Origin of the sequence: Streptomyces sp. NPDC059009 (assembly GCF_042740175.1) — a bacterium.
Lineage (GTDB): Bacteria > Actinomycetota > Actinomycetes > Streptomycetales > Streptomycetaceae > Streptomyces.
Genome location: NZ_JBHYJB010000087.1, coordinates 1 through 12,889 on the forward strand (window position 1 = coordinate 1; position 12,889 = coordinate 12,889).

Sequence of the window (12,889 nt, forward strand, 5' to 3'; positions counted from 1 at the left end):
GATTTTTGGCACGCTGTTGAGTTCTCAAGGAACGGACGCTTCCTTTGTACTCACCCTCTCGGGCTTTCCTCCGGGCGCTTCCCTTCGGTGTTTCTCTTGTTCTTGCGTTTCCGACTCTATCAGATCTTTCCGGGCTTCCGGTCCGTTCCGATTTCCTCGGGGTCTTGCTCTGCTTTCCGGCCTTTCGGCCTTCCGGCGGTGTCGACTCTATCAGATCCTTTCGGGCCTGATTCCCGGTCAACTCGGGCTGTCTTTGCGGCTGTTGGGCCGTTCCGACGTCCAAAACCTTAGCGGATTCTTCCCGCGGTTCATAATCGAGCCGTGGAATTGAATTCGGGCACGCCGAATTCGTTCCCGTGGGAAGTCGTGCTGATGGTTTGGTGTGCCGCTTGAGCGGCGGGAGGTGCTGTCGCAGAACCGTTACGGCTCCGTGGCAACCCGAAGAACCTTACGGATCGGGAGGGGGGCTGTCAACCCCCCTCCGGTGAACCTCGATGAACCCCTGTCGTGCCCGTCAGTCCAGGTCGGTGAGGCGGCCGCCCGCGTCGGGCTGGGCGTGCTCCACGCGGCGCAGGAGGCGGGTGAGGACCGCGCCGAGCGTGCCGCGCTCGTCCTGGGAGAGGTCCTGGAGCAGGTCCTCCTCGAAGACCGAGGCGAGGCGCATCGCGTCCAGCCACTTCTCCCGGCCCTCCGCGGTGAGCTCGACGATCACGCGTACGCGGTTCGACTCGTCGCGGTCGCGGGTGACCAGGCCCTCCGTGACCATGCGGTCGATGCGGTGCGTCATGGCCGCCGGGGTCAGACCGAGCCGCTTCGCCAGGTCGCCCGGGCCCATTTGGTACGGGGGGCCGGACAGGACGAGGGCCTTGAGGACCTCCCACTCGGCGTTGCTGATGCCGAGGGTCGCGGTCTGGCGGCCGTAGGCGACGTTCATGCGGCGGTTGAGGCGGCCGAGGGCCGAGACGATCTGTTCCACCTGGGGGTCCAACCCCTGGAACTCCCGTTGGTACGCGGCGATCTGCTCTTCAAGTGTCGGCTCACCTGAGCCGGGCGCGTCAGCCATGGGCCGCAGTATGGCACGGCACCGGTTGGCGTTGAAGTCCTTCGATGTGTATTGTTTAGCTCCTAACTTTAGCTTCGAAGTCTTCACTCCTAAGGCAGGTGAAAGTGACCAGGGCGATGGGCGCGCAGATGCGCCGGATCCATGTGGGCAACGCACTGAGTGCGTTCGGTCTCGGCTTTACCGTCCCCTTCCTGTACGTCTACGTGGCGCAGGTCCGGGATCTCGGCGCTGTGACGGCGGGCCTCGTGCTCGCCGCGTTCGCCGTGGCCGCACTGATCGTGCTGCCCTTCTCCGGTCGGGCCATCGACCGGCGTGGGCCGCTGCCCGTACTGATCGTCGCCCTGCTGTCCGCGGCCGTCGGCGCGATGAGCCTCGGGCTGTCCAGCAGCCCGGAGCTGGTCCTGCTGTCGGCCGGTCTGCTCGGTGCCGGACAGGCCGTGATGCAGCCGGCGCTCGCGACGATGATCGTGGAGTGCTCGACGCAGGAGACCCGCACGCGCGCGTTCGCCATGCAGTTCTTCCTGCAGAACCTGGGTCTCGGCGTGGGCGGCCTGATCGGCGGCCAGATCGTCAAGCACGAGCGGGCCAGTGACTTCACGCTGCTCTTCGCGATCGAGACGGCCATCTTCCTGGTGCTGATAGCCGTCATGCTGACCGCGCGCATGCCCCGGTCGGCGCGGATCGCGGATGCCACCCCGCAGGCCAGGGGCACCATGAAGGACGTCTTCCGCAACCGCACCATGGTGCAGCTGTGCGTCCTGGGCTTCGTGCTCTTCTTCGCCTGCTACGGCCAGTTCGAGTCGGGCCTGAGCGCCTACGGGGTCGAGGCCGCCGGGATCTCCCCCTCCACCCTCGGCATCGCGCTCGCCGCCAACACCGGCGCCATCGTGATCGCGCAGTTCGCGGTCCTGCGGTTCGTCGAGCGGCGCAAGCGCTCGCGCGTCATCGCGACCGTCGGGCTCATCTGGGCCGTCGCGTGGATCGCCGCCGGGTACGCGGGCATGGGGCACGGCAGCCAGGCCATGGCCACCGCCGCGTTCATCTCGACGTACGCGCTGTTCGGGATCGGCGAGACGATGCTCGCGCCGACCGTGGCGCCGCTGGTCGCCGATCTGGCGCCGGAGTCGATGGTCGGGCGCTACAACTCGGCCTTCGCCCTGGTCAAGCAGCTCGCGCTGGCCGTGGGTCCGGCCGTCGGCGGGCCGATGGGGGCCACGCTGCACGCCCCGTACATCGTGACCTTCCTGCTCTTCTCGCTCGGCATCTCCGTGCTGGCGCTGCGCCTCGGCAAGCGGCTCACGCCCGCGCAGAACCATCCGTACAAGGAGCGCAGCCGCGTCGTGGCGCAGGGCAGCCCCACCGAACCGGTGGCGGCGAACTCCTGAAGCACCCTTCCCCGTAGGCCCCGGTTTTCCGAAACCGGGGCCTACGCGCGTGGGAGCGCGAATTCGCACCAGACGGCCTTGCCGCCGCCCGGGGTGCGGCGCGAGCCCCAGCTCGACGCGATCGTGGCGACGATGGCGATGCCCCGGCCCGCCTCGTCCGCGGGCTCGGCACGGCGGCGGCGCGGCAGGTGGTCGTCGCCGTCGGTGACCTCGATGATCAGGCGGCGGTCCGTGCGGCGCAGGCGCAGGCGCATCGGCGGGGTGCCGTGCTGCAGGGAGTTGGCGACGAGTTCGCTGGCGGCGAGGACCCCCAGGTCGTTCAGCTCCGCCGGGAAGCGCCAGCTGGCGAGGACTCCGGTGGCGAACGCACGCGCGCGTGGGGCGGCCTCCACGCCGCCGAGCAGCTCCAGGGCGGCGTTGCGGAACAGCTCCGCGTCGCCGCCCGTGCGGGCGGGGTGCTGGAGGACCATCACGGCCACGTCGTCGTCGTGGTCCGCGGTGACGCCGAGGGCGCGGATGAGGCGGTCGCACACCACCTGAGGGGTGCCGGTGGCGCCCGCGAGGGCGTTCTCCAGGGCGGCGACGCCCTCGTCGATGTCTTCCTCGCGGCGCTCGACCAGGCCGTCCGTGTAGAGCACCGCGGTGGATCCGGGGCCGAGCGGGACGGAGCCGGAGGCGTGCAGCCAGCCGCCGGTGCCCAGCGGCGGGCCCGTGGGTTCCTCGGCGCGGTGGATCGTGCCGTTCTCGTCCCGTACGAGGATCGGGAGGTGGCCGGCGGAGGCGTAGACCAGGCTCCCCTCGTTCGGGTCGTGGACCGCGTAGACGCAGGTGGCGATCTGGCTGGCGTCGATCTCCGCGGCGAGGCCGTCCAGGAGCTGGAGGACCTCGTGCGGGGGCAGGTCGAGGCGGGCGTAGGCGCGGACCGCGGTGCGGAGCTGGCCCATGACGGCGGCCGCGCGCACGCCGCGGCCCATCACGTCGCCGATGACGAGGGCGGTGCGGCCGCCGCCGAGCGTGATCACGTCGTACCAGTCGCCGCCGACGGCGGCCTCGGTGCCGCCCGGCTGGTACGTCGCCGCGATGCGCAGGTCGTCGGGCTGCTCCAGCTCCTGGGGCAGCAGGGAGCGCTGCAGCGTGACGGCCGTCTCGCGCTGGGTGCGCTCGCTGGCGCGCAGGCGCTCGGCGGCCTCCGCGTGGTCGGTGACGTCGGCGGCGAAGACGAGCACCCCGCCCTCGTCGGCGTCCTTCGCGGAGCTGCCGAGCGGGAGCGTCACCGGGGTGCACGTGAACGTGTAGGAGCGGCCGCCGGGCGCCTTGCGGGACTTGACGGTGCGGGGCTTGGAGCTGCGCAGGACCTGGTCCAGGAGCGGCAGCAGGCCGAGCTCCTCCAGCTCGGGCAGCGCCTCGCGCGCGGGGTCGCCGGTGGGGCGGGTGCCGAAGGCGGCGGCGTACGCGTCGTTGACGTAGGCGACGCGGTGGTCGGGGCCGTGCACGAGGGCGACCAGGGCCGGGATGCGGTCGAGGATCTCGCGCACCGGGAGGTCCTCGACGGCGGGGGCGGGTGCCGCCTCGTCCGTGAGGTGCTCGGCGCGGGCCGCGGGCACCGAGCTCTCGCCGCGCTGCGCCGGGGAGATGCTGTGGTCGGTCCGCCCTGCGGCGCGGCGCTGCGTTCCGGGGAGCCGGGCGCTCCAGCGCGTGAAGTTCACTGCGGTTGGCCTCGTGATGTCGCTTCTGGATCGGGCTGGGTTGGCCGGCGGTCCGGGCCCGCCCATGGTCACACGAACAGTCTGGCCGAGCGGACTGACATCCGTCAGACGCCGGTCCAGTACGGGGAGTTCCTCCTTGTGGTCAGGAGGACTCCTTCGGGCGCTCGCCCCCGGCCGCGAGTTCGAACTCCGCACGGGGGTGTTCGAGCGACCCCAGGGAGACGATCTCGCGTTTGAACAGGCCGGAGAGGGTCCATTCGGCGAGCACACGGGCCTTGCGGTTGAACGTAGGCACTCTGCTCAAGTGGTAGACGCGGTGCATGAACCAGGCAGGGTAGCCCTTCAACTTCCGTCCGTAGACGTGCGCGACACCTTTGTGCAGTCCCAGTGACGCCACGGAGCCCACGTACTTGTGCTCGTACTCCTTGAGGGGCTGTCCGCGCAGGGAAGCGACGATGTTGTCGCCGAGCGTTCTGGCCTGGCGCACCGCGTGCTGGGCGTTCGGCGCGCACTCCGTGCCGGGCTCGGCCGCGGTGACGTCGGGGACGGCGGCCGCGTCGCCCGCGCCCCACGCGTGGGCGGCGCCGTCGACGGACAGCTGGGCGGTGCACTTCAGGCGGCCGCGTTCGGTGCGCGGCAGGTCGCTGGCGGCGAGGATCGGGTGGGGCTTGACGCCCGCGGTCCACACGACCGTGCGGGTCGGGAAGCGGGCGCCGTCGCTGAGTACGGCGACGCGGTCCTCGCAGGAGTCGAGCCGGGTCTCCAGGCGTACGTCGATGTTGCGCCGTCGCAGCTCGCGGACCGTGTACGTGCCCATCTCCGCGCCGACTTCGGGCAGGATCCGGCCGGACGCCTCCACGAGGATCCACTTCATGTCCTCGGCCTTGACGTTGTGGTAGTAGCGCGAGGCGTAGCGGGCCATGTCCTCCAGCTCGCCGAGCGCCTCCACGCCCGCGTAGCCCCCGCCCACGAAGACGAAGGTCAGGGCGGCGTCGCGGATGGCCGGGTCGCGGGTGGAGGAGGCGATGTCCATCTGCTCGAGGACGTGGTTGCGCAGCCCGATGGCTTCCTCGACGGTCTTGAAACCGATGCCGTGGTCGGCGAGGCCGGGCACGGGCAGGGTGCGGGAGATGGAGCCGGGGGCCAGGACGAGTTCGTCGTACGCGATGTCGACGGCGCCCGTGCCCTCCTCTTCCGTGGCGAGGGTGGTGACGGTCGCGGTGCGCTTCTCGTGGTCGATGGACCGGGCCTCGCCGATGACGATGCGGCACCGGTCCAGGACGCGGCGCAGCGGCACGACGACGTGGCGGGGCGAGATGGAGCCCGCGGCGGCTTCGGGCAGGAACGGCTGATACGTCATGTAGGGATCGGGCGTGACGACGACGATCTCGGCCTCACCCCGCTTCAGTTCCGGTTTCAGTTTCTTCTGCAGACGCAGCGCGGTGTAGAGGCCGACGTAGCCGCCTCCGACCACGAGAATGCGCGTACCGGGTGGGGATGCGGGGGTCGTGCCCCGGGAGATGGCAGCCGTCACCCGTCCATGACGCACTGGGGCAGCGGGTTTGTCCACAGGCCCGGCAATTTGTGTGACCGGAGGCGGCGCCTGGCTCGCCGTGGGCGGGAGGTCCGGGTCTTGAGAAGCTGTGCAGGTCAGCGGGGGCGAAAGGGGGAAGAGGAGGGGGTGCAATCGGGTCGGAATCGGTGCGTACTCCGATCGGGGGGCGGTCCGTGCGGAACCCGCCTCTTCTGAATTGACTCCCGCTCAACTATGTTCGTGGGACGTCGGGGTGTCGGGGGATGCGCTCGTCGGGTCCGGGGATCCGGGCCCATCGACCGTTCAGTCCGCACACTTCGGTAGCCAATGGCGGGGAGTGTCTCCGGGGGGAGACGTCATTACCGGGGGAACGTATGCACATTCAGGACTCTCAGTGGACTTCCGCGACCGCGTCGGCAGCAGCCGTCGCCACGGGCGGAAATGGACGGGATCACGGAGAAGGGGCGCGCACGACACCGTTGCGCGTCGACGCACAGCGCAATCTTGAGCACGTACTGCGCGCGGCCCGCGAGGTCTTCGGCGAGCTGGGGTACGGCGCGCCGATGGAGGACGTGGCCCGACGCGCGCGCGTCGGCGTCGGCACGGTCTACCGGCGCTTCCCCAGCAAGGACGTGCTGGTGCGGCGCATAGCCGAGGAGGAGACCTCCCGGCTCACCGACCAGGCGCGCGCTGCGCTGGGGCAGGAGGACGAGCCGTGGTCGGCGCTGTCGCGCTTCCTGCGGACGTCGGTCGCCTCCGGCGCGGGCCGGCTGCTGCCGCCTCAGGTGCTGCGGGTCAGCGTCGCCGACGAAGGAGCGGGGCACGAGGAGGAGGCACGGGTGCCGCAGCAGCGGCAGTCGCCCACGCCGCCGCGCGAGCTGCGCCTGATCGAGCAGCGCCAGCCGACGGAGGACACCCTCGCGGCGGACGCCTCGGCGGCGGAGGCCGTCGCCGGGGTCGACGCGGGCGCGGTCGAGCTGCTCGAGGTCGTCGGCCGTCTGGTGGAGCGGGCCCGGGCCGCGGGCGAGCTGCGTACGGACGTGACGGTGGCGGACGTTCTGCTGGTGATAGCGACGGCGGCGCCCTCGCTGCCGGACGCGGCTCAGCAGGCTGCGGCCTCGTCGCGGCTGCTCGACATCCTGCTGGAGGGGCTGCGGTCGCGTCCCGCGTGACGGCTCAGCCGGGCGACAGGGCTCAACTCCGCCTGACCGAGCGGTAGTTGAGCCTTCCCCGCAAGGGTGAACGATAGTGCTGGCTTGCGGGAAGTCACCCCGGATGAGTGGTTGCCGGGCATCTCTGTCCACCTCTGCGCGCCCTTGTGGCACTCTTTCCCGGTGGTCGGGTCTGAGTGTGCAAGCGGGGGCTTTCCGCGATGAGTGGTGACGGGCGGGACGAACCGTCCTCGGAGACCGGAGCGCTGCCTTCGCGGCAGGTGCCGAGCCAGGGCGGTCCGATCGGCGGCGGTGGAGCGCACGGCGGCGACGCCGGTGTGCCTCCACAGGACGCCAGTGTGCCTCCGCAGCGGGAGGTCGGCAGGGAGCCGTCGGGCGCCCCGGCCGGGCTGGCCGCCGCGGGCAGGGCGGGTGAACCTCCCTCGTCCGACGCCGACTTGATCGCCCGCATGCGCGCGGGCGACGACTCGGCGTACGAGGAGCTGTACCGCCGGCACGCCGAGGCGGTGCGCCGCTACTCCCGTACGTGCTGCCGGGACGCGCACACCGCCGACGACCTCACGGCCGAGGTCTTCGCGCGGATGCTGCAGGCCGTCCGCAGCGGCAGCGGGCCCGAGCACGCGGTGCGCGCCTATCTGCTCACCACGGTGCGCCGGGTCGCGGCCGGGTGGACGAAGTCCGCGAAGCGGGAGCAACTGGTCGAGGACTTCGCCGTCTTCGCGGCGCAGGCCGCCCGCAGCGCCGAGGTGTCCGACGACGACACCCTGGACCTGGGCGCCGACGTCCGCGCGATGCACGAGGCCGAGCAGTCGATGGCCATGCAGGCGTTCCGGTCCCTGCCGGAGCGCTGGCAGGCGGTGCTGTGGCACACGGAGATCGAGGACGAGTCGCCGAGCGAGGTGGCCACGCTCTTCGGGCTCGACGCCAATGGCACCCGGGTGCTTGCCAAGCGGGCGCGCGAGGGCCTCAAGGAGGCGTACCTCCAGGCCCATGTGAGCACCACGCTCACCGAGAGCGAGGAGTGCGCGCGCTACGCCGACCGGCTCGGCGCGTACGCCCGGGGCAGCCTGCGGACCCGTGCCGAGCGCGGGCTGCGCAAGCACTTGGAGGAGTGCGCCAAGTGCCGCCTCGCGGCGGGCCAGATCAAGGAAGTCGCCAGCGGCATCCCCGGTGTCGTGCCGATCGCCGTCATCGGCTGGTTCGGTGCCGCCGGGTACGCGAAGGCGGTCGCGCTCATCGGCGGTGGCGCCGCGGGTGCGGGTGCCGCCGGAGCCGCCGGTGCGGCGGCCGCGAGCGGGGGCTCGTCCGGCAGTGCGGGCGCGGGTGGCGCGGCGGCCTCCGAGGGGCTCGGTGCCCCGGCGAAGGCGGGCATCGCGGCGGGTGTCGTCGTGGCGGCCGGGGTCGCCGTGGCGATCGCGCTCGCCGGTGACCCGCAGCCCAAGGAGAAGCCGAAGGCCGCCCACTCCTCGTCCGCCCCCGTCGTCCAGAACCCCCCGCCCGAGAAGCCCAAGCCGAAGCCGAAGCCGACGCCGAAGCCCCCGCCGCCCAAGCCCAAGCCGACCCCGAAGCCTCCGCCGCCCAAGCCCAGGCCGACCCCGACGAAGGAGAAGCCCAAGCCGAAGCCGCCGCCCCCGCCGAAGCCCACGCCCACCCCCACCAAGGAGAAGCCCAAACCTCCTCCGCCACCGCCCCCGCCACCGGCCCCGAAGGTCTACCAGTGGAGCGAGCTGGAGTACGGCGCCCTCGGGGACGGCACCAAGCCCGAGATGCGGCTCGGCGAGAGCAGCTGGGTGTGGCAGCGCTACGGCATGACGATCGCCGACAAGCAGTACCCGCACGGCGTGACGGTGCACGGCAACTCCTCGGTCACCATCGACCTGAACCGCAGCTGCTCCACGTACGAGGCGATGGTCGGCATCGACGACATGACGCTCGGCCTCGGCTCGGTGCAGTTCTCCGTGTACGCGGACGGGGCGCGGCTGTGGCAGTCGCCGATCATGAAGGGCGGTGACCCGGCGGTGCCCGTGCAGGTGGGCCTGACCGGGCGCAAGACGATCAGGCTGGTCGTGGAGCCGCACACGCCGTTCGACTCCGTGGCCCTCGCGGACTGGGCGCAGTCGCGGATGCGCTGCACCTGAGCGCGACGGGCAACGGGCACCTGAGACCCGGTCGATCGGCTGGGTGCCGCTGGGTGCCCTCTTCAGGTCAGCCGGCCATCGACTCGGCCAGCTCCGCGACCGCGTCCTCCACCGTGAGGGCGGCGCCCTTGGCGCGCTCCGCCTCGTACCGCTCGGGGCCGAGCGCGGCCAGTGCCTCGGCCTCCACCCGCTCGGCCTCGGCCCGCTCCGGCATGGGACGCGGGTGGCCGTCCCGCAGGCGCGCACCCGCCGCCAACAGGCGTGCCGCGCGCGGGTGTTCGCCGCAGCAGCCGAGGAGGTGCGCGACGCAGTCCACGAGGGACGCCAGGACGACCTCGGCGCACTGGGCCTCCACGGCGGCGCGCAGCCCTGCGGCGATGACGGGCAGCGCGCTGCGCGGGCCCGTCTCGGCGGCGGTGATACGGGCCTCGATGGCGCACACGGCCGCGTCGAACTGCGGGGGCGGCGTACCGCGTTCGGTCTCCGCGCGGGCCGCGACCAGCAGGGTGCGGGCCCGGGCCGTGTCGTTCTCCTCGAGGGCGAGCAGGGCGCTCAGCAGGCTGACGAAGGCGCGCGAGTCCGCCACCCCGTATCGGTCGGCCTCGGCGCCCGCCTCCTCCAGGACCTTCGCCGTCACGTCCACGTCGCCCGCGCGGTAGGCGATCTCGGCGAGACGGGCGAGCAGGAAGGGGGTCTCCGCGTAGGCCCCCACTTCGTACGCGAGGCGCAGCGCCTCCTCGTACTCCTCGCGGGCCTCCTCGTTCAGGCTGCGGGCCATCGCGGCCTCGCCCGCCGCGCTGCACACCTGAGCGCGCAGCCAGCGGTCGCCCACCCGGCGGCTGAGCGTGCGCAGCTCCGCGAGGTAGTCGTCGACGCCCTTCAGGTTGCCGGGCATGTCGACGGCCATGTGGGCCCGGAACATGAGGGTGATGGCGAGCTCCCAGTCCCCGCCGTGGCGCCGGCAGTTGGCGATCACCGCGTCCGCCGAGGCGCGCGCGGTCTCCGCCGACTCACCACTGAAGAAGAGCAGGAACGGCCAGACCAGACCGGGGAAGCGGGCCGCGGCCGGGCCGCCGTGCTCGAAGGCCGCACGCACCTCGTTGACGTAGCGGAGGTTCTGCTCGTCGCTCAGCTCATGGGCCGCGGCGCGCGACTCGATGACGACGAAGAGGTGGAGCAGCCGCAGGGTCATCGACGGCCAGTACAGGGGGTCGTGCGGGTCCTTGGGGGCGGTGTGGAAGGTGGTGCGGGCGGTGGCGATGGGGAGGGGTGCGGTCGCGTCGTCGTTCGGGCTTGGGGGGCTGGGGTGGTCGGGGTGGCTTGGGTGGTTCAGGCGGCTTGGGCGGTCCGAGGGGCTTGGGGGGTCCGGGGGGTCCGGGGGGCTTGGGAGGTTTGGGTCATTCGTGTGGCCGATGTTCAAGATGCGGCTGACCCAATCCGCGCTCTCCCTGCGGTAGTTGCGCAGCCACCAGAACCAGGACGTGGCGAGCGCCAGGGCGGACGCCTGTTCCTCGTCGGCGGCCTCGATGGCGCGCCTGAGGGCGGCGCGGATGTTGTCCAGCTCCGTCTCCAGGCGGGCGATCCAGGGGAGTTGCTCCGCCGAGCGCAGCAGGGGGTCGGCCTCCTCGACGAGGGCACGCACCCAGGCGCCGTGGTGGCGGACGGCGGCCGCGAGCACGTCCGGGGTCTCGGCGGCGCGCTCGCGCGCGTACTCGTGGATGGTCTCCAGCATCCGGTAGCGCATGCCGCCCTCCCCTCCGTCGCCGCCGCGTCCCACCGGGGCCGCGAGGAGCAGGGACTTGTCGACCAGGGCGCCGATGAGGTCGGCGACGGGGCCGAACTCGGCGGCGCCCGCGCAGACGGCCTCGGCGGCGCCGAGGTCCCAGCCGCCCGCGAAGACCGAGACCTCGCGCAGAACCGTCCGCTCGGCCTCGTCCAGGAGGTCCCAGGACCAGTCGACGACCGCCCGGAGGGTCTGCTGGCGGGGCAGGACCGTACGGGCTCCGCTGGTCAGGAGGCGGAAGCGGTTGTCGAGGCGGTCGGCGATCTGGCGGGGCGTGAGCATCCGCAGGCGGGCCGCGGCCAGCTCGATGGCGAGCGGCAGGCCGTCCAGGCGGCGGCAGATCTCCGCGACGGCTTCGGAGTCGCCGTCGGGGTCGAAGCCGGGCCGTACCGCCCGGGCCCGCTCCGTGAACAGGCGGTACGCGGAGTCCGGCGGCAGCGGCTCCACCGGGCGCACCGACTCCCCCGGCACGCCGAGGGGTTCACGGCTGGTGGCGAGGATCGTGAGGTCCGGGCAGTGCGTCAGGAGGGTCTCGGCGAGCTCGGCGGCGGCACCGATGACGTGCTCGCAGTTGTCGAGGATCAGGAAGGGGCTGCGCTGGGCGCAGTACTCGATGAGCAGGGCGACCGGGTCGTCGTGCGGGGCGGTCATCTCGTTGGTCGCGAGCACCGTCTCGCGCAGGCCGAGCGCGCTGACGACGGCGCCGGGGACCGCCTCGGGGTGGTCGAGCGGGGCGAGCTCGACCAGCCAGGCGTGGGGGTGGCCGGCGGCGACTTCCTCGGAGAGGCGGGTCTTTCCGGAGCCGCCGGGGCCGGTGAGGGTGACCAGGCGGGCCTGTCTCATGTCCGAACGGATGGCGGCCAGTTCGGGTTCCCGGCCCACGAAGGAGGTGAGGCGGGTGCGGAGGTTGCCTTGGGGGTTGGGGCGGGTGGGGTGGGAGGGGTGGCTGGGGTGGCTGGGGTGGGAGGGGCTAGTAGGGCTGGGGGTGTGCTTGGGGTTGGGGGGCTGGTTGGGGCTGGGGTCGGTGGGCTGGTTGGGGCTGGGGTCGGTGGGCTGGTTGGGGCTGGGGTCGGTGGGCTGGTTGGGGTCGGTGGGCTGGTTGAGGTTGGCGGGCTGGTTGGGGTTGAAGGGTGCCTTGGGGCGGGGGGTGTCGTCTGCCGTCAGCAACTCCGTGTGCAGTGCGCGCAGTTCGGGGCCCGGGTCCGTGCCCAGGCCGTCGGCGAAGGTGCGGCGTGCGTCTTCGTAGGCGGCGAGTGCGTCGGCGTTGCGGCCCGTGGCGCGCAGGGCGCGGAGGAGGAGGGCGTGCAGGGGCTCGTCGTACGGGTGTGCCGCGGTGAGCTCCCTCAACTCCGGTACGACGTCCATGGCTTGCCCCAGGAGGAGGTCGGCCTCGACACGCGCGCGCGTGGCTTCGAGTCGGCGGGCCTCGGGGCGGGTGGCGGCGGAGCGGTCGGGGAGGTCGGCGAGGGCGGGGCCGCGCCAGAGGGCGAGGGCGGCGCGGAGGGTGCGGGCGGCGGTCTCCGGGTCGTTGTGCTCGAGGGCGGTGGTGCCTTCGCGGGTGAGGCGCTCGAAGCGGAACAGGTCGATGTCGTCGGGGGTGGTGGTGAGGCGGTAGCCGCCGCTCTCCGAGGCGATGGCGGACTTGCCGAGGGCGCGGCGCAGGCGGCCGACGAGGGCCTGGAGGGCGGCGGGGGCGTCGGTGGGGGCGGCGGGGACGGTGGGGGCGGTGGTTTCTGTGGCCGTGGTGCCCCATACCTCGTCGATGAGGGTGTCGACGGTGACTGTTCGGTTGGGGCGGAGGGCTAGGGCCGCTAGGAGGGTGCGCAGGCGGGGGCCGCCCACGGGGAGGGGCTTGCCGTTGTCGTCGTACGCCTCTGTGGCGCCCAGGATTCCGTACCGCACCGGGTCATTCTCGCCCGTTCGGCTCGTGGGTGGGGTGCGTGGTGGGGGCGGGGGCGGGTTCGTGGGTGCGGGTGGGTGGGTGGTGGGGTCGGGGTGGGGACGCGGCGGTATGTCCGTCCTCGAAAAGCCGGGGGCGCCGGACGACTACACGAGTACTGGCCTGGGCGGCTTGCTGTACTGCGGTCTCTTTTACGCAGCGCACGCGG

At 72.4% G+C, this 12,889-nt stretch carries 7 protein-coding genes; 3 read left to right on the forward strand and 4 right to left on the reverse strand.

Annotation, left to right across the window (positions count from 1 at the left end):
• Nucleotides 1-514: 514 nt before the first annotated feature.
• Nucleotides 515-1,063 carry a MarR family winged helix-turn-helix transcriptional regulator gene (locus ACFWYM_RS44445; protein ID WP_384851245.1) on the reverse strand — a complete coding sequence of 183 codons (549 nt, stop codon included), beginning with the start codon at nucleotides 1,061-1,063 and terminating at the stop codon, nucleotides 515-517.
• A 104-nt stretch (nucleotides 1,064-1,167) separates the two neighbouring features.
• Here ACFWYM_RS44445 and ACFWYM_RS44450 point away from each other — a divergent pair, with 104 nt between their 5' ends.
• On the forward strand, nucleotides 1,168-2,448 hold the full coding sequence (locus ACFWYM_RS44450) for an MDR family MFS transporter (protein WP_384851247.1): 1,281 nt from the start codon (nucleotides 1,168-1,170) through the stop codon (nucleotides 2,446-2,448).
• Nucleotides 2,449-2,489: 41 nt separating this feature from the next.
• Here ACFWYM_RS44450 and ACFWYM_RS44455 read toward each other — a convergent pair whose 3' ends face one another.
• Both ACFWYM_RS44455 and ACFWYM_RS44460 read right to left on the reverse strand, forming a co-directional pair.
• The gene (locus ACFWYM_RS44455) at nucleotides 2,490-4,154 is read right to left on the reverse strand and encodes a SpoIIE family protein phosphatase (protein ID WP_384851249.1); all 1,665 of its coding nucleotides are present in this window, start codon (nucleotides 4,152-4,154) and stop codon (nucleotides 2,490-2,492) included.
• A gap of 142 nt (nucleotides 4,155-4,296) precedes the next feature.
• Nucleotides 4,297-5,688, reverse strand: a complete 1,392-nt coding sequence (locus tag ACFWYM_RS44460; protein WP_384851251.1) for an NAD(P)/FAD-dependent oxidoreductase — start codon at nucleotides 5,686-5,688, stop codon at nucleotides 4,297-4,299.
• Nucleotides 5,689-6,062: 374 nt separating this feature from the next.
• On the opposite strand from ACFWYM_RS44460, the gene ACFWYM_RS44465 reads away from it, so the two are divergent.
• Both ACFWYM_RS44465 and ACFWYM_RS44470 read left to right on the forward strand, forming a co-directional pair.
• Complete coding sequence (locus ACFWYM_RS44465; protein ID WP_384851253.1) at nucleotides 6,063-6,860, forward strand: TetR/AcrR family transcriptional regulator; 798 nt, start codon at nucleotides 6,063-6,065, stop codon at nucleotides 6,858-6,860.
• A 200-nt stretch (nucleotides 6,861-7,060) separates the two neighbouring features.
• Nucleotides 7,061-8,998 (forward strand): sigma-70 family RNA polymerase sigma factor, encoded by a 1,938-nt coding sequence (locus tag ACFWYM_RS44470; RefSeq protein WP_384851255.1) that lies wholly within the window; start codon nucleotides 7,061-7,063, stop codon nucleotides 8,996-8,998.
• A 67-nt stretch (nucleotides 8,999-9,065) separates the two neighbouring features.
• Here the strand turns inward: ACFWYM_RS44470 and ACFWYM_RS44475 are convergent, their stop codons facing one another.
• Nucleotides 9,066-12,683 carry a BTAD domain-containing putative transcriptional regulator gene (locus ACFWYM_RS44475; RefSeq protein ID WP_384851256.1) on the reverse strand — a complete coding sequence of 1,206 codons (3,618 nt, stop codon included), beginning with the start codon at nucleotides 12,681-12,683 and terminating at the stop codon, nucleotides 9,066-9,068.
• Nucleotides 12,684-12,889 lie beyond the last annotated feature (206 nt).